Origin of the sequence: Streptomyces sp. NPDC017246 (genome assembly GCF_044331325.1) — a bacterium.
Classification (GTDB): domain Bacteria; phylum Actinomycetota; class Actinomycetes; order Streptomycetales; family Streptomycetaceae; genus Streptomyces.
On the sequence record NZ_JBIRMW010000013.1, the window covers coordinates 187,371 to 203,883 of the forward strand.

The window sequence follows — 16,513 nt, forward strand, 5'->3', positions numbered from 1 at the left end:
CAGCGCACGTATCACGCAACCGGGCGGGAACGACACAAGACGCCCCGAAGTCGATGTTTGGGGACGACGGGGACGGGGTTCGGGCACGTGACGGCGCGCTTCGAGGCCGGCGGGGACGGCGGGGACGGCAGCGAGGAAGGCCGGGGCGGGTCAGAGGGAGCGGGCTTCGGGCGGGTGGACCACGAGCAGGGCTGCGACGTCGTCGTCGAGGCCGCCGGAGCCGTAGCGGGTCAGGTCCTTGTGGAGCAGCGCCGGAACCTCACTGGCCGGTTCCCGCGCCCAGCCGCGCAGCCGCACTTCGAGCGGATAGAAGGTGCCGGTCAGGTCTCGGGTCTCGCTGACGCCGTCGGTGAAGAGGAGCAGCCGGTCCCCCGGGCCGAACGGCACCTCCTCGACATGACGGTGGGAATCGTCGGCGAGGCCCGCGAGGTTGACGGGAAGCGACGGGTCGGCGAAGTGCACGGGCTCGACCTCGGCACCGCGCTGGACCAGTGGGGCCGGGTGACCGCAGCTCAGGAGCCGTGCGACGTCCTCGCCGTCGGGGAGTTCCACGAGGACGACGGTCGCGAAACGTTCGGCGGCGTCGGAGTCCGGGTCCCAGGCTCCGTAGCGGGCGAGGCCCTCGTCGAGCCGGTCGGCGAGGGCGGCCAGGCCGGGCGCGTCGTCGACGGAGGCGCGGAAGGAGCCGAGGAGGACGGAGGCGGTCTCGACGGCTCCCAGGCCCTTGCCCTGGACGTCGCCGAGCATGATCCGCACCGCGCCCGGGACCCGTACGGCCTCGTAGAAGTCCCCGCCGATCCTGGCCTTGGCCTCGGCCGCCACGTACAGCAGGTGCAGCTCGAAGCGGCCGAGGCGGGCGGGGAGCGGGCGGAGCACGACCCGCTGCACCACCTCGGCGACGGCGGTGAGCTGCCGCAGGTCCTGCTCGTAGCGGGTGCGGACCCGGCTGACCCAGGCCGCGGCGGCGGTGACTCCCGCGATCACGGCCTCGTTGGCGACGATGTCGGGGACGAGGGGCTCCCCCCGGATGAGGCCGAGGACGAGCCGGGCGCCCATGGCGAGCAGCCCGATGCCGATCGTCCCGCGCACGCTCCAGGTGACGGCGGCGAGCGCGGGCGCGGCGACCAGGAGCCGATCGAAGCGCTCCCGGTCCGGGGTGATCAGATCGGCGGCGAACGTCAGGGCCAGGACCAGGAAGGGCAGTGCGCGACCGAGGTTGAACTGGGTGCGCGTCGCGGTGCCGGGACGGCCCGGGTGACCAGCGGGCATCTCATGATCGTACGTAAGGTCGCCGTCCTGACCGGGGTGACCTCGAACCCGGGCGTGTCCGCCGCCGGTCCGGCCCGGGCAGGGCGAGGGCGGCGGGGACGGCGAGCGCGGCGACCACGGTGAGGGCCGGGGCGGCGACGCCCGCGGCCGGGACGAATCCGCCGATCGGGACAAGGGCGACGAGGAGGGTCGCGAGGGCGACGCCGAGCGCCGGTCCGATGTTCATCACGGTCTGCTGGAGGCCGCCGGCGACTCCGGCGTGGGCCTCGGGCGCCCGGTGCACGACGACCGAGGTCGCGGTCACCATCAGCGTGACGAACCCGGCGCCGAGCAGAGCCGCGCTGACGCAGACGGCGGCGGCGCCGGCCGTCGCGTCGAGCCGGGAGAGCTGCAGCACTCCGAGCGCGAACAGGACTGCGCCTGCGGTCGCGGTGCGCCGGGGCCCGAAACGGCGCTGGAGCAGCGGGCAGAGCGGCGCGCCGAGCACGATGAGGGCGGCGAGCGGCAGCATGCGCAGCGCGCAGTCGAGGGGGTCGAGCCCCTGGACGTCCTGAAGGAAGTACGTCGCGACGAACAGCGAGCCGGACAGGGCGGCCGACGCGGCGAGAAGGACGGCGAGACCCGCGACGACGGGCACGCTCCGGAGCAGCTCCGTGGGCAGGAGGGGGCGCGCGACACGGCGCTCGTGCCGGGCGAAGGCGCACCCGGCGACCACGGCCGCGGCGCAGGCGAGCAGCCCGGCGACGGAGCCGCCGGGCCGGGCGGCGTCGACGAGCCCGTGGACGAGCAGCCCGAGCGCGACGGCGAGCAGCAGGGCGCCGCCGGCGTCGAGCGAGGAGAGTCCGGACGGGGTGGGGCGTGGGGCGGGTACCGGCCCGTCGGCCGGATCCGGAGCGGGGGACGGACCCGGCGCATCCGCCGGAGCTGGATCGAGGGACGGGCCCGGCGCATCGGCCGGAGTCGGCACGCGGCTCGGACCGGGCTCGTCCGCCGGGGCCGGCTCGGCCCGGTGTTCCCGGGTGACGAGGGCGACCAGACCGATCGCGAGAGTCGGGGGTACGCCGAGGAGGAGGACCGCGCGCCAGCCGTACGCGGAGACCAGCGCGCCGCCGACGAGCGGACCGGCCGCGGCGGCGAGGCCGATGACGGCGGTGCGCACGGCGATCGGCGTTCCGAGCCGTTCCGGCGGGTAGACGGTGCGCAGCATGCCGAGTGTGGCGGGCTGGAGGAGCGCTCCGCACACCCCTTGGAGCGCGCGCAGCACGATCACCGCGCCGATGCCGGGGGCCAGGGCGATGCCCGCGGACACGGCGGCGAAGCCGAGGGCGCCGACGGCGAAGACCCGGCGGTGACCGTAGCGGTCGCCGAGTCGGCCGGCGAAGACCAGGAGGCTCGCGACGGCGACGAGATAGCCGGTGCTGGTCCATTGGACCTGGCCGACGTCGGCGTGCAGATCACGTTGGAGGGCGGGCTGGGCGATCGTGAGGACGGTGCCGTCGAGCGCGACGACGGCGGCGCCCACGACGCTGCACGCGAGGACGGGAGTGCGGCGCGGGGTCACGGGGCGGGCTCCGCGGGGCCGAGGTGGGCGTCGAGGGCGGCGGCGAGGAGCGGGGCGGGGTCGTCGCCGCCGGTCGCGAGGCGGAGGCTGCCCCAGTGCCAGAGCTGCGCGATGCCGTGGAGGTTGGCCCAGAGCGCGCCGGCGAGGACGGCGGGATCGGCCGCACCGGGGTGGACACGCGCGACGAGCCCGGCGAGGCGGGCGAAGAGCGGCAGGCTCGTCTCGCGCAGCCCGAGCCGGCCGCTCTCCAGCAGGTCGTGCCGGAACATCAGCTCGTACATTCCGCGGCGGGCCCCGGCGAAGTCGAGGTAGACGCGGGCGAGGAGCGCGATCCGTTCGCGCGGTGCGGCGCTCTCCCGGTCCTCCGCGGCGACACGGGCGGCGAGTTCGGCGAAGCCCTGTCGGGCGATGGCCGACAGGAGGTCGAGATGGGTCGGGAAGTAGCGGCGGGGAGCGCCGTGGGAGACACCCGCGCGGCGGGCGATCTCACGGAGCGAGAGGGCCTGGACGCCCTCGGCGTTCACCAGCTCGACGCCGACGCCGACGAGCCGGTCCCGCAGCCCGCCTTCGCCGTCACCGCGACGGTCGCCACCGTCGCGGTCGCCTCCGTTCTCGTCTCCGTTCTCGCCGCCGTGTCCTCCGTCGCTCCCTCCGTCGCCCTCCCCGTCGGTCTTTCCGCCGTACCCGATCCCGGGTGCCTGATGATCTTCGGTTCCGTCATCCATGGACAGTGTCTACCAAGATTCAGTAGACACTGTCTACTCACCCATGTGCCCAGGTCGGGTACACTGAACGGCAGCGAAGGGGAGTAGCCCTGCAAATCGGTCGTCGACATACTGGAACCCTCGGGTTCCCGGTGACCGGGTCCGCGTCTCACGCGGGCGGGCGAGACCTTCGGCCAGGCATCAACCGCGTCCGCGCTTTCGTGGGCGTGGTCCGTCATGCCGGGCCGAGTGGTCCTCCCGTCGCCCACCGAGGTGTCGTGCCGAGTCCACGGGCCCGGACCGAGCAGAGAGCCCCGGTATGCACCTCGACCCCTTGGCGATCCTCACCGCCTTCGGGCTGATCTTCCTCGCCGAGCTTCCCGACAAGACGATGTTCGCGTCCCTCGCCATGGGCACGCGGATGCGTCCTCTGTACGTATGGATCGGCACCTCGACCGCCTTCCTGGCCCATGTGGCCATCGCCGTGGGAGCCGGCAGCCTGCTCGGGCTGCTCCCCGGCTGGTCCGTGAAACTGGTCTCTGCCCTGTTGTTCGGCTTCGGCGCCTTCATGCTGCTGCGCGGCGGGGGCGACGACGACGAGGCAGACGAGGGCGGCAAGACCGTCACCGGCTTCCTGCCCGTCTTCTCGACCGCCTTCATGGCCGTCTTCATCAGCGAATGGGGCGACCTCACCCAGATCACCACCGCCAACCTGGCCGCCACGAACGGCACCTGGTCCACGGCGATCGGCTCCCTCGCCGCCCTGATGAGCGTCTCCGCCCTCGCCCTGGTGGCAGGCCGGTTCATCGCGAAGCGCGTGCCGCTCAAGACGGTGCAGCGCATCGGCGGCATCTGCATGGCGGGCCTCGCCCTCTGGTCCCTGACCGAGGTCTTCACCGGCTGACACCGGTCGCCCGTCCGAACGGCCGCCCGCCCCGCCCTTCCACGGTGGGACGGGCGGCCGTTCGTGTGCCGGTCGCCGCCCGGGCTCAGGGGATGACGACGACCTTGCCGCGGATCCCGCCGGATTCGCCGAGGCGGTGCACGTCGGCGAGGTCCGCCAGTGGACGTGAGGCGCTGACATCGACGCCGAGCGCGGCCGCGTCGACGAGTTCCACGAGCGCCGCGAGATGCGCGACATCGTTGCGAGCGACCATGTGCGTCGCCCTCACCCCGGCACCGGCAGCCGGTTCGATCGGGGTGGCGATCGAGACGATCCGCCCGCCCGGCCGCACCAGAGGCGCCAGCGCGGCGGCGTCCGGCGGGCTCAGCGGGACCAGATTGAGCAGGATGTCCACCGGCCCGCCGTCGAGCGCGGCACCCACCGGCCCGGCGGTGTAGTCGATCACTCGGTCCGCCCCCTGCCTCAGGACCGCCTCGGTGCTCCGCGGACCGGCTGTGGCGATCACCTCGGCCCCCGCGCGCTTGGCGAGCTGTGTCACGAAGCCTCCGACACCGCCTCCCGCACCGTTGACCAGTACCCGCTCACCAGCGGCCACCTTCCCGTGTTCGAACACCGCCTGCCAGGCCGTCAGACCGGCCAGGGGAAGGGCTGCCGCGTGCGCGAGAGGGATGGACGCCGGTGCCGCGACCAGCACGGCGGCGGGCGCCCGGACGTACTCGGCGGCCGCACCCCCGCTGTCGATCCGCCCGACGACCCGGTCGCCGACGGCGAAGCCCTCCGCCCCCGCGCCGATCTCGACCACGGTGCCGGAGACGTCCCAGCCCAGCGTGTAGGGCAGGTCCACGGGGAGGAACGCCTGCAGCATTCCCGCCCGCAGAGCGGCCTCGGTGGGATTGAACGAGGTCGCCGCGACACGGACGAGCACCTCACCGAAGGCCGGTCGCGGACGGGGAACCGCTTCGTAGCGGATCACGGAGGCATCGCCGAACTCATGGATACGCGCGGTCTTCATCATCGTCATGCCGTGAATCTACGGACCGCGCAGGAGACGATCCATGCGTCAGACCGCCCCCTTCATACGCGATCGTCTCGCCCCCACCCCTACTCTCAGCACATGGACGTACTCAGCGACGTGGTCGCGGTGACCCGGACCGGCCGGCCCCGGTCGGCGTATGTGCGGTGGCACGCCCCGTGGGGGCAGGAGTTCACCTCCGTACCCGGGTCGGCGGGCTTCCAGGTGATCCTGCGGGGTTCCTGCTGGCTGCTGCCTTCCGACGCGGAGCCCGTCCGACTGGGCGAGGGCGACGTGGTGTTCCTTCCCCACGGCGGCGGGCACACCCTGGCCGACAGCCCGGGAACCCCCGTGACAGCACCTGCCTGCGGCCCCGACGACCACGAGCGGTACGAGGCCTACGCCTCGGACAGCGTCGACCGGAGCGGAGACGGCGGTCCGGCCACCGTTGTGCTCTGCGGGGCCTACCGGCTCGACCCGTCCCGCACTCACCCGCTGCTACTGACCCTCCCGGACCTGATCCATCTGCCGGCGCACCCCGACCGCCACCCCGAGGTGCGCGCCGCCGTGACACTCCTGGCCGCCGAGCTGGAGAACCCGCGCCTGGGCACGGACGCGGCCGTGCCCGCGCTCCTGGACGCCCTGCTGCTGTACATCCTCCGCATCTGGTTCACACAACAGCCTGCCGGAGAAACCACCACGGGGTGGGCAGCCGCATTGAACGACCCGCCTGTCACCGCCGCCCTCCATGCCGTCCACCGGGACCCGGCGGCACCCTGGACCGTGGCGAGACTCGCGGCGGAAGCCGGGCTCTCCCGGGCTCCCTTCGCCAGACGCTTCGCCATGTTGATCGGCCAGCCACCCCTCGGCTACCTGACCTGGTGGCGTATGACCACCGCCGCAGGCCTGCTGCGGACATCGGACGCACCACTGAGATCCATCGCGGCCCAAGTCGGCTACACATCCGAGTTCGCCTTCGCCAACGCCTTCAAACGCACGCACGGAACCGCACCCGGCGCGTACCGACGGGAGAACCGACCGGGAGCGGCGGACCGAGCAGGCACGGAGGGTCCGTCGCACTCGGTGTGACAGGGCGGGTGAACGGGGCCGCACCCCCGCGATGAGTTTCGGGCGCCCGGAGGCATCATGATCGAATGTCGAACGCCACAGCACGCACCGCTCTGCTCGACCACCTCCGCAGCACTCTTCCCGGCCGTGCCATCGACGAGGTGGCCGGAGTGGAGGGGCCGATCGAGGACCGCGCGCCCGGGTTCCGGATCTTCCGGATCCATCCCGCCCATCCGGGGGACTGGTGGCTCTACGTCACATCGGGCTGCTGGGAGGCGACACAGCACGACGGTCACGGGACGGAGTTCTTCCTCGCGGCACCGCGCGACGAGTGGGCCAACCTGGAGAGCGTCACCATGAACGCGTACTACCACTGCGGGCCTGTCGAGCAACGACTCGACGTCGGACACACCGTCCCCATCGGCCGGCCGTGGCTGGACGACTCGGCCTGTGACCACTACCTCGTGAGCCTGCCCTATCCGCTGGGGCCCGAGTTCGAGATCTGCACCTGGACAGGTGGGGCCCACGCCCGAATTCTCTGGCTCCTGCCGATCACCGAGGCCGAGAAGAACTTCCGCTGGGAGGGCGGCCTGGAGGCCCTTGAAACCCTCTTCGACGAGCACGAGATCGACCCGGTCGATCCCCGCCGGGCTTCCGTCGTCTGATCGACCACACCTTCAGACCGGCCACCGCGCCGGACGACCGAGCGCCCCACGCCCTGCTGAAGCGCATCCGCGACGGCGCGGAGGCGCACCTCGGAGCCGGCTCCGACTCCACGACAGGCCCGGACCAGGAGGCCTTCGTCGCAACCGGTGATCTGCCGCGCAGCGGGGTGCCTCCCCCGCGACCGCTGGCGCGCTCTATCGCGCTGCCGCCCTCAGAACCGCCGGACAGTCTGGTGTCGACCGCTCTGCCGCGCCTGCGTGCCGTGCCGGTGCACTGCTCAAGCGACTGCATCCTTCGGCCTACTGCGTTCTCGGCCCTGCGGAGGAGGATCTTGCGGCATTGCCGCACGAGGATTGATCCGTGCGAACAACCATCGGATACACCGTCGAAAGCATCGGCTACGTCATAGGAGCCCAGGGGCTCGTCAGCTTCGCTTCGCAGACCTTCTTCGGCACGGAGTGGGGCTGGCTGCACAAGGTCGTCGACCTTCCGTCCACCGCCTACCTCGGCATCGTCGTCGTGGGGCTGGCACTCGTCGTCACCGGCGTGCAGACACGGAAGGCGTCCGCGGGCCAGGAGATCGCCTGACCGGCAGGCCGGGGACTCATCGAATGACGCAGATGTCCGGCAGCTGGCGCGAGATGTCCTCACCCCCTGCGGTGAGGACCTCTCGCGCCAGCTGCCGGGCGTGCACCGACCGCCGGGAGCCGTGCTTCGGTGGACGAACTGCCCGCGCGGAGAAAAGCCTTGGACCCGCGAAACAGGCGTCGATACGATCATCGCGATGACGACCTACTCTGCTTCCAGATCGGGGGTCCCGTCCGCGCAAGGTGAGTGCTGATGCTCACTCCCACCGCGAACGGCGACACCCGCCTTTCCCTCTGGCTGCGCGTGCGCGAGTTCGCCGTGCCGCCCTCCATGATCGAGACCGCCGCCCTTCGCCGCTCCGTCGGGGACTGGGCGGGCGCCTGCGCCGCCGCCGGCATCGACGTCGATCTCGACCTGCGCTCCACGACCCGCTGCTACGGGCGGCAACTCGCCGACCGGGTCCGGGCGGACCTCCGCCGGCTCGCTCCCGATCTGCTGCGCTGGCACATGCCGCGGATCGCCCCCGACGGACTGCTGCGCCCGGGACTGACCGTCCCACTGGCACGGTACGACGTCTCGACGGACGCCGAATCCCACGCCGTATACCTCGTGGTGCGGACCCCGCCCTCATGGGCGGATGCCGGGCAGCGGATGAGCCTCGCGCTGTGGGACCGGTCCCGGGCCGAGGCCGGCGAGCACCGCCATCCGCATGCCCGTCCCCATCCGCGCCACCGCCTCGACCTGCACCGCCACCTCTGGGACGCCCACCGCAGCGACGAACTGCGGCTCCGCTCCGGGGCGGGCGGGGCGTCCACGGATCCGACGCTGGCGGTCGAACGGGAACCGGGCCGCGCCGTCGACCGATGGGCTGCGGAGGCGGGAATCCTGCTGCGGGCCGAAGGGCTCACCGCCGGACGCGTCCGCGTGCGACTCGGGGCACGCCGTCAGCTGTTGCTCGATGTCGACGCGCGCGGTGACACCTCCGTGGCGGCCATGTCGATGCACGGGCGCGCAGCGACGTCGGCATCCGTCACGGCGCCGGCAGCGGCTTCGGTTGCGGATCTGCGGGCGCTGCCGGTTCTTCCCGACGCCTCGACGTGGGTTCCGCCCGACCTGGAGCTGCTGCGCGCCGGTCTGATCGAGGCGGGGCGACTGCATCCGCTGGTCGCCTCCGCACTCGTACCGGACCACGCGCCGACCGGACCGCCCCCGGAAGGGGACCGGCCGGGGCAGCCGCGTCTCGTGGACTGCCGGGGTGTCCTGCACCGGATCGGTCTGTCCGACGGCGTTCTGGCGCCACTCGACCACGGCCCCGCCGAACTCCGTCGCGAGGAGCTTCTGGTCGCGCTCGGCGGACCTCCCCTCCCCTGTCTTCAGGCCGTCGACGAGGCCCACCGCCGCCCGGAGTGCCTCACCGGTGTCCGCGAACGCCTGGACCACGGCGACACCGTCGGCGCGCTGGCCGTCGTCGAGGGCCTGCTGGGCCCCGGCGCCGTGCTGCGCGGCGGTGCGCTGCGGGACGCTCTGGAGACGGCTGCCCGGCGGCGGATCACGTACGGGCTCTTCCGGGCGGGTCTGTACGGCCCGGGGCCCGGTCGCGCCCTGCCCGGGCCCGACCGGCCCCGGCACCACCGCACCCACCCGCGCCACACCCTCACCCGCTGACCTGAGCGGCCCCGGCCTCGCCGGCCCGGCCGAAGCGGCGACGGGCCCGGCTCACGGGCGACGAGCCGGCGCCGCCTGCCTCGGTCCCGGCACCCATCCTCCTGTCCCACGACGAACCCACAGGTGACCACTCATGCCCCTGCGCACCCCGCCGCCGTCCTCCCTCTCTTCCACTTCCGTCTCCGCTGCCGTCTCCTCGTCCGCTTCCTCGTCCGCTTCCCAGCTCGACGTCGCCGGCGAACTCCTCGCCCTGCTCCGCGAATCCACCACGGAACCGCGCCCCGACACCCAGCTGGAGGCCCTGACTCTCGCCGTCGCCGCCGACCTGCCCGTACTCCTGTGGGGTGAGCCCGGCATCGGCAAGACCGCCGCCCTGACACAGCTCTCCGAGGCCCTGGACCTTCCCCTGACCACGGTGATCGCCAGCGTCCACGAGCCTTCCGACTTCTCGGGGCTGCCCGTGATCGGGGACGATCCCGCCGAGCAGGGCGTCCCCATGGCCCCGCCGGACTGGGCCGTGCGACTCGTCCGGGCAGGTCGTGGCCTGCTGTTCCTCGACGAGCTGTCCACGGCTCCGCCGGCCGTGCAGGCCGCCCTGCTCCGTCTCGTCCTGGAACGCCGGATCGGCGCCCTGCGTCTTCCTCCCGGGGTACGGATCGTGGCCGCGGCCAATCCCCGGGCCTCGGCCGCGGACGGCTGGGAGTTGAGCCCGCCCCTGGCCAACCGTTTCGTGCACCTCCAGTGGATCCACGACCACGACGTCGTGGTGCGCGGCCTCGGCGGAACCTGGCCGAGGGCGACGCTGCCCCGGCTCGACCCGGAGCGTCTGCCGCATGCCGTGGACTTCGCCCGGCGCGCGGTGTGCGGGCTTCTCGCGGCCCGCCCCAAGCTCGTCCACCAGCTGCCCAACGGCGAAGCCCGGCGGGGCGGGCCCTGGCCTTCGCCCCGCAGTTGGGAGATGAGCCTCGGTCTCATCGCCTTCGCCACGGCGGCCGGTTCCTCACGCGAGGTGCTCTCCCTCCTGGTCCGGGGCACCGTGGGAGACGGCCCCGGGCTCGAACTGCTCGCCTGTCTCGACCGGATGGACCTCCCGGACCCCGAGACGCTTCTCGCCGACCCGGCCGGCGCCGTCCTTCCGGAGCGGGGGGACCTGCGGCAGGCCGCACTCGACGGTGTGGTGGCCGCCGTCCGGGCACGCCCGGAGAAGTCCCGCTGGGACGCGGCCTGGGCCCTCCTCGCCAGGGCGGTGGAGACGGGCGCGCCGGATCTGGTCGTCGTCCCGGCGACGTCGCTCGCCGCACTCCGCCGCGAGGAGTGGGACGTGCCACCGACCATCGAGCGGCTCGCGGGGGCGGTCTCGATGTCCCGGCGGGCGGACGAGGCGGCAGCCGTCGTCGCGAAGGCCTCGGCCGCCATGCCGGCCGCGCGATGAGCACGGCCACAGGCGGGCGTACGGGCGGGGGCGCAGGCGGGGGCGGCGCGGACACCCTCACCGTCAGGCCCCTCGACCTCGACAAGCTCTTCGCCGCCCGGCTGCTCGCCGTCCGGGCCCGTCCCTACCTGGCGACGGCGCTCTTCGCCCTGCACACGGTGGAGTCCCGGCGTGTGCCGACAATGGCCGTGGACCGGTACTGGCGGTGCTACGTCTCCCCCGGCTTCGTCGACCGGACGCCGGTGGAGGAGCTGGCCGGGGTGTGGGTCCACGAGGTGTCGCACCTCCTGCGCGACCACCACGGGCGCAGTGACCGCGTCGCCCGGCTGCGGGGCATGACCGGTCCGGGGGCGAGGCTCCTGATGAACATCGCGGCGGACTGCGAGATCAACGACGACGCGTTCGGGGACGGCCTGGTCGTGCCCGAGGGCGCGGTCACTCCGGAGTTCCTCGGGCTGCCCTCCGGGGAGCTGATGGAGGACTACCTGCGCCAGTTCGGCCTCGGTCCCGGCACGCAGGCCTTCGCCTGGCTGGACTGCGGAAGCGGCAGCGACGGGCTGGACCGGGAGTGGGACCTGGGGCCGGAGGGTGCCGACGGCCTCAGCGAACAGCAGCGGGACGCGGTCCGCTTCCGAGTGGCGCAGGCGGTCAAGGGCCGGCCGGGAAACGCGTCGAGCGGGTGGAAACGGTGGGCGGAGGAGGTCTTCCATCCCCCGCAGCCGTGGCGGGAACTGCTGGGGGCGGCGGTCCGTTCGGCGGCCACCGGATCGGGCGCGGGCGAGGACTACTCCTACGGGCGGCCGTCCCGGCGTTCGGCGGGGGTGCCGGGCGCCGTGCTGCCGAGTCTTCGGCGCAGGCCTCCCCGGGTCTCGGTGATCGTCGACACCTCCGGTTCGGTGAGCGACGCGGAACTGGGCGGTGCGCTCCTGGAGGTGGCCGCGATCTCCCGGGCCGTGGGCGGCCGCCGCGACCTGGTGACGGTGCTGTCGTGCGACGCCGCCGCCCACACCGTGCACCCGTTGTGCCGTGCCGAGGGCATTCCCCTGGTGGGCGGTGGCGGTACGAATCTGCGTGCGGGGTTCACGCGGGCGCTGCGGGCGGCTCCCCGGCCGGACGTCATCGTGGTCCTGACGGACGGCCAGACGCCCTGGCCCGAGAGCAGGCCGCCGTGCCGGACCGTGGTCGGGCTCTTCCCCCGCGAGAGGTCCGGCTCGTGGGACGAGGACGATCCCGACTACGTGCCGGACGCACCGCCCGACTGGGCGCGCGTAGTGACGATCGGCTAGGCGGTACGTCGGCGCGGTGACGCCGCCCCCTCGCCCGCCGCAGACCCCTCTGTGCCCTCCGGTCACTGGACCGGCTCACCCGCGCGATCCCGGAACGGTGCCGGAGCGGTGCCGGGCCCCGCTTCCGATGGCAGCCTGGGTGGAGTACGTACCCCGTGACGACGGCGCCGGCCGGAACGAGAGGGAGTCCCGTTGGGCAGCGAGGCGATCCATGACGAACTGGACAGGCGGGCGGCCGAGGTGGCGGATCAGGTGGTGGCCTGGCGGCGCCATCTGCACCGGCATCCGGAGCTGTCCAACCGTGAGGTGAACACGGCCCGCCTCGTGGCGGACCGGCTGCGCGCCCTCGGGCTCGACGAGGTCCGTACGGGCGTCGCCGGGCACGGGGTGGTGGGCGTCCTGCGCGGCGGGCTGCCGGGCGAGCGGGTCGTGGCGCTGCGGGCCGACATGGACGCGCTGCCGGTCCAGGACCTGTGCGGGACGGACTTCGCCTCCGAGGTGGTCGACGGCGACTACCCGGGCGGCCCGTTCCCCGTCTCGCACGCCTGCGGGCACGACTGCCACACCGCGGCCCTGCTCGGCGCCGCGACGGTGCTCGCGGGGGTGCGCGACCGGTTGCCGGGCACCGTGCTCCTCGTCTTCCAGCCCGCCGAGGAGGGGCCTCCCGTGACCGAGGAGGGCGGGGCGCGGGCGATGGTCGAGGCGGGCGCGTTCGCCGACCCCGTGCCCACGATGGCGTTCGGGCTGCATGTGACGCCGTATCCGAAGGGGTACGTGGGGTACCGGATCGGCAATCAGTACGGCGCGTCCACCCTCGTCCGTATCGTCGTCACCGGCAAGCAGACCCATGGCTCCACTCCCTGGGAGGGAGTCGACCCGATGCCGGCGGTGGGGGCGGTCCTGACGGGCATCGGTCAGCTGTACCGGCAGGTCTCCGCCTTCGACCCGGTCACCGTGTCCATCGGGCACGTCGAGGACGTCGGCCGTTTCAACATCGTCGGGCAGACGGTGACGCTGTGGGGCACGGTCCGCTGCGCCGTCGAGTCGGACATGGGCCGGGTCCAGCAGCGTCTCACGACGCTCGCGGAGCACTCGGCGGCGGCGTACGGGGCGACGGCCACGGTGGAGTACCTGCAGGCGGTGCCACCCGTGCACAACAGCGGGCCGTGGGTCGAGGCGGGGCTGCCGACCTTCCGCCGAGTGGTGGGCGAGGAGCGGGTGGTGGAGAGCGGAGCGACGCTCGGGTACGACGACGTCTCCGAGCTCGTGAGCCGGTTCGGCGGCCTGTACGTGATGCTCGGCGTCCAGGACGCGACCCTGGACGCGTCCGGGCGGCCGGTGCCCGTGCCCGGCGGCCGCGGTCTGGTGACCAATCACAACCCGCACTTCTACGCGGACGACGACACCCTCGTCACCGGCGTCCGGCTCCACGCGCATGTGGCGTACGACCATCTGACGGGGGCTCTCGTCCCCCGGGACGGCGGTTGATCCCAGGGGAGGGCGGTTGATCCCTCTGGGACGGTGCCCGATCCCCCGGGGCGGCGGCCGATCCTCCCGGTCGGTCGCCGATTCCGCGGCTCGGCGGCCGGTCCGTCGGCCTTCAGGACGGCGGCGTGCCGACCGCCGTCACGAACGCCCTGATCAGGGCGGAGTCGGCTGCGGTGCGCCAGACCAGTCCGTACTCCAGGGGCGGGGCGTCCCTCAGCGGGACGTACGCGATGCCGGGGCGGGGGTGGTAGCGGGCGCCGCGGGCCGCGCCCGGGGCGACGCCCCGGCCGGCCGTGACGTGGGAGAGGACCTCCTGCCAGGTCGCGGCGACCGGGCCCCGTTCGATGCGGGCTCCGGACGGCGTGCGCCGGGGGTAGTGGTGGTCGAGCCAGTGACGGGGGTTGGCGCCCTCGGTGGTGATCAGGGGCAGACCTGCGAGGTCGTCGAGACCGAGGGACGGCAGGCCGGCCAGCGGGTGTGCGGCCGGCACCAGCAGTACACGGTCGTCCCGGAGGACGACCGGGCCGGTGGTGAGGTCCGGCTCGCGCACGGGGAAGGCGGTGAGCTGGACGTCGAGTTCCCCGTCCTGGAGGGGGCGGACTCCGCGGTCGAGGGGGACCTCGCGGACGGTGATCTCGCAGCCGGGGTGGCGGGCGAGGAGGCCGTCGGCGGCGGCCGTGAGGAGTTCGCCGCCCCAGGGGGTGGCGAAGCCGGTCCGCAGCCGACCGTGGATGCCGCGTCCGGCGTCGGTGGCGCGCTCCAGGGCCGTACGGAGCTGCCGGTAGGCGGGCAGGAGGTCCTCGTACAGGCGCCGTCCGACGGGGGTGAGGGCGACCGTGCGGCTGGTGCGGGCGAACAGCGGGGTGCCGACGCGGCGCTCCAGCTTCCTGACCGTCTGGCTGACACGGCCGGTGGAGACGCCCAGGTGTTCGCCGGTGCGCCCGAAGTGGAGCTCCTCGGCGAGCGTGAGGAACGTTTCCAGTTCGTACCGTTCGAGCACCGGAGCCCTCCTCTCGTTCGTTTAGCGTGACTCAACGCCGGTTCGATGATCGCATCTTGTTCGACCGGGTCGACGGCGAGGAGCCTGGAGGCATCCCCCTCGCCGTACGGAAGAGAGTCCGTGGAACCGAGTCGACGTGCCGCCCCAGAACCCGCCCGGCCCGTGAACATGCCGCTCTTCGCCCTGGCCGGCGCGGTCACCGTGGCCAATATCTACTTCCCGCAGCCGCTCCTCGCCGCCGTCGCACGCGGCCTCGACGTCTCGGAGCGGACGGCCGGCCTGGTCGCCTCGGCCTCCCAGCTCGGATACGCGGTCGGCATCCTGCTGCTCGTGCCACTGGCCGGCACCGCGCGGCTCCGCCGTCTCACCCGCGTGCTGCTCGGGCTCACCTGCGTGGCCCTGCTCGTCGCGGCGTCTTCGCCCGACGTGGTCACCCTGACGCTGGCGACGCTCGCGCTGTCCACGACGACGGTGCTGCCGCAGATCCTCACGCCGGTGGCGGCGGCGCTCGCGGGCCCCGGGCGGCAGGGCCGCGTCGTGGGCCTCGTCGGTCTGGGACTCACCCTGGGGTCGACCCTGTCCCGAACGGTCTCGGGCGCCGTGACCGATGCCGGCGGCAGCTGGCGGGTGGCCTACGTCGTGGCCGCCGCCGCGACGGGGGCGCTGCTGTGCGTACTGCCGCGCAGGCTGCCCGTGCGGCTCGGGGCACGCGGGCGGACCTCGTACGCCGGGCTCCTGGCGGGGCTGCCGCGGCTTCTGGTGGTCCACCGCGACCTGCGGGTCCCGGCGCTGCTCGGGGCGTGCGTCTTCGCCGCGTTCAGTGTGTTCTGGGCGGTGCTCGCCTTCCATCTGGCCGCGCCGCCGCTCGGGTACGGGCCGGGTGCCGCCGGCCTCTTCGGGGTGCTGACGCTGCCCGCGGCGCTGTTGTCGGCGACGGCCGGTCCGCTCACCGACCGGTACGGCCCCGAGCGCGTCAGCACCTGGGGGCTGCTGCTCGCGGGGCTCGGCCTGGGCGCGGCGGGTCTGGCCCCCCACTCCCCCGTGGCGCTGGTGGCGGGGGCGAATCTGCTGGTGGTGGGGGTGAGCTCCTGCCAGGTGGCCAACCAGGCGCGGATCTTCGGGATCGGCCGGGCGGTGGCGGCACAGGTCAACACGGTCTTCATGCTGGCCACGTTCGGCGGCGGGGCCCTCGGCTCCCTCGTCGGGTCCTGGCTGTACGCGGCGCACGGCTGGTCGGCCGCTCTGCTCGCCGCCGGGCTGTTCGTCGCCGTCGGCGGGCTGGTCGTGGTGCGCTCCGCACGACCGGCGGCCCCGAGTTGCGTCCCGGACGGCACGCGGGAGGCTGGGGGTATCCGCCCGCGCACCCCGCAGGGAGAGTCATGAAGCTGGACCTCACCGCCCTCGCCGACGAGCATCTGGTCGCGGCCCGCACCGCGGCGCACGGGCGCAGCGCCCATCTGGTCATGCACGACGGGGTGCTCCGGCAGACCGTCATCGCCCTGACCGCCGGCACGTCCCTGGACGAGCACAACGCGCCGCCGGCCGCGAGCCTCCAGGTGCTGCGGGGCCGGGTGAACCTGACGGCGGCCGGGTGGGCGGAGGAGCTTTCGGCGGGCACGCTGCGGATGATCCCCAAGGAGCGGCACGGGCTGACGGCGCTGGACGACGCCGTTGTGCTCCTGACGGCTGTGAACGACTGACGGCCCCGGCGAGGCCGACGGGCCGGGCGAGGCTGAGGGGGCGGGCGAGGCTGAGGGGGCGGGCGAGGCTGAGGGGCCCGCCACGACCGGCGGGCCGCTGTCCGCCTGCGGACCGAGTTCCGCCGACGGATCGCGAGAGTCCACCCCACCGCCCCGGGCGGACCGCGGGC

The 16,513-nt window shown here is 73.7% G+C and carries 15 protein-coding genes; 10 read left to right on the forward strand and 5 right to left on the reverse strand.

Annotated features, from left to right (window positions below):
• Positions 1–150: 150 nt before the first annotated feature.
• Genes ACH4MY_RS27760 through ACH4MY_RS27770 form a run of 3 tightly spaced genes read right to left on the reverse strand, consistent with a single transcriptional unit; the run spans position 151 to position 3,555 of the window.
• Complete coding sequence (locus ACH4MY_RS27760; protein WP_398006467.1) at positions 151–1,269, reverse strand: PP2C family protein-serine/threonine phosphatase; 1,119 nt, start codon at positions 1,267–1,269, stop codon at positions 151–153.
• Position 1,270: 1 nt separating this feature from the next.
• Entirely contained in the window at positions 1,271–2,830 is a 1,560-nt protein-coding gene (locus tag ACH4MY_RS27765) for an MFS transporter (protein WP_398006468.1), read from the reverse strand.
• A complete protein-coding gene (locus tag ACH4MY_RS27770; protein WP_398006469.1) occupies positions 2,827–3,555 on the reverse strand; it encodes a TetR/AcrR family transcriptional regulator in 729 nt (242 codons plus the stop codon). The genes ACH4MY_RS27765 and ACH4MY_RS27770 overlap by 4 nt, the downstream gene beginning before the upstream one ends.
• A gap of 298 nt (positions 3,556–3,853) precedes the next feature.
• Between ACH4MY_RS27770 and ACH4MY_RS27775 the strand changes: the two genes are divergently transcribed.
• The gene (locus ACH4MY_RS27775; RefSeq protein ID WP_384923489.1) at positions 3,854–4,438 is read left to right on the forward strand and encodes a TMEM165/GDT1 family protein; all 585 of its coding nucleotides are present in this window, start codon (positions 3,854–3,856) and stop codon (positions 4,436–4,438) included.
• An 85-nt stretch (positions 4,439–4,523) separates the two neighbouring features.
• Here the strand turns inward: ACH4MY_RS27775 and ACH4MY_RS27780 are convergent, their stop codons facing one another.
• A complete protein-coding gene (locus ACH4MY_RS27780) occupies positions 4,524–5,459 on the reverse strand; it encodes an NADP-dependent oxidoreductase (protein ID WP_398006470.1) in 936 nt (311 codons plus the stop codon).
• A 93-nt stretch (positions 5,460–5,552) separates the two neighbouring features.
• On the opposite strand from ACH4MY_RS27780, the gene ACH4MY_RS27785 reads away from it, so the two are divergent.
• The 7 genes from ACH4MY_RS27785 (at position 5,553) to ACH4MY_RS27815 (ending at position 13,643) form a co-directional block, all read left to right on the forward strand.
• The gene (locus ACH4MY_RS27785; RefSeq protein ID WP_398006471.1) at positions 5,553–6,539 is read left to right on the forward strand and encodes an AraC family transcriptional regulator; all 987 of its coding nucleotides are present in this window, start codon (positions 5,553–5,555) and stop codon (positions 6,537–6,539) included.
• Between the two features lie 65 nt (positions 6,540–6,604).
• The gene (locus tag ACH4MY_RS27790; RefSeq protein WP_398006472.1) at positions 6,605–7,183 is read left to right on the forward strand and encodes a suppressor of fused domain protein; all 579 of its coding nucleotides are present in this window, start codon (positions 6,605–6,607) and stop codon (positions 7,181–7,183) included.
• Positions 7,184–7,544: 361 nt separating this feature from the next.
• Positions 7,545–7,772: a hypothetical protein gene (locus tag ACH4MY_RS27795; RefSeq protein ID WP_398006473.1), complete on the forward strand. Its 228-nt coding sequence runs from the start codon at positions 7,545–7,547 to the stop codon at positions 7,770–7,772.
• Positions 7,773–8,024: 252 nt separating this feature from the next.
• A complete protein-coding gene (locus tag ACH4MY_RS27800; RefSeq protein WP_398006474.1) occupies positions 8,025–9,437 on the forward strand; it encodes a hypothetical protein in 1,413 nt (470 codons plus the stop codon).
• A 133-nt stretch (positions 9,438–9,570) separates the two neighbouring features.
• A complete protein-coding gene (locus ACH4MY_RS27805; RefSeq protein WP_398006475.1) occupies positions 9,571–10,869 on the forward strand; it encodes an AAA family ATPase in 1,299 nt (432 codons plus the stop codon).
• Complete coding sequence (locus tag ACH4MY_RS27810; RefSeq protein ID WP_398006476.1) at positions 10,866–12,155, forward strand: VWA-like domain-containing protein; 1,290 nt, start codon at positions 10,866–10,868, stop codon at positions 12,153–12,155. The genes ACH4MY_RS27805 and ACH4MY_RS27810 overlap by 4 nt, the downstream gene beginning before the upstream one ends.
• Positions 12,156–12,347: 192 nt before the next feature.
• On the forward strand, positions 12,348–13,643 hold the full coding sequence (locus ACH4MY_RS27815) for a M20 family metallopeptidase (protein ID WP_398006477.1): 1,296 nt from the start codon (positions 12,348–12,350) through the stop codon (positions 13,641–13,643).
• Positions 13,644–13,755: 112 nt separating this feature from the next.
• Here the strand turns inward: ACH4MY_RS27815 and ACH4MY_RS27820 are convergent, their stop codons facing one another.
• Positions 13,756–14,643 (reverse strand): LysR substrate-binding domain-containing protein, encoded by an 888-nt coding sequence (locus tag ACH4MY_RS27820; RefSeq protein WP_398006478.1) that lies wholly within the window; start codon positions 14,641–14,643, stop codon positions 13,756–13,758.
• A 120-nt stretch (positions 14,644–14,763) separates the two neighbouring features.
• Between ACH4MY_RS27820 and ACH4MY_RS27825 the strand changes: the two genes are divergently transcribed.
• Positions 14,764–16,026 (forward strand): MFS transporter, encoded by a 1,263-nt coding sequence (locus ACH4MY_RS27825; protein ID WP_398006479.1) that lies wholly within the window; start codon positions 14,764–14,766, stop codon positions 16,024–16,026.
• Complete coding sequence (locus tag ACH4MY_RS27830) at positions 16,023–16,343, forward strand: cupin (protein ID WP_398006480.1); 321 nt, start codon at positions 16,023–16,025, stop codon at positions 16,341–16,343. The genes ACH4MY_RS27825 and ACH4MY_RS27830 overlap by 4 nt, the downstream gene beginning before the upstream one ends.
• Positions 16,344–16,513 lie beyond the last annotated feature (170 nt).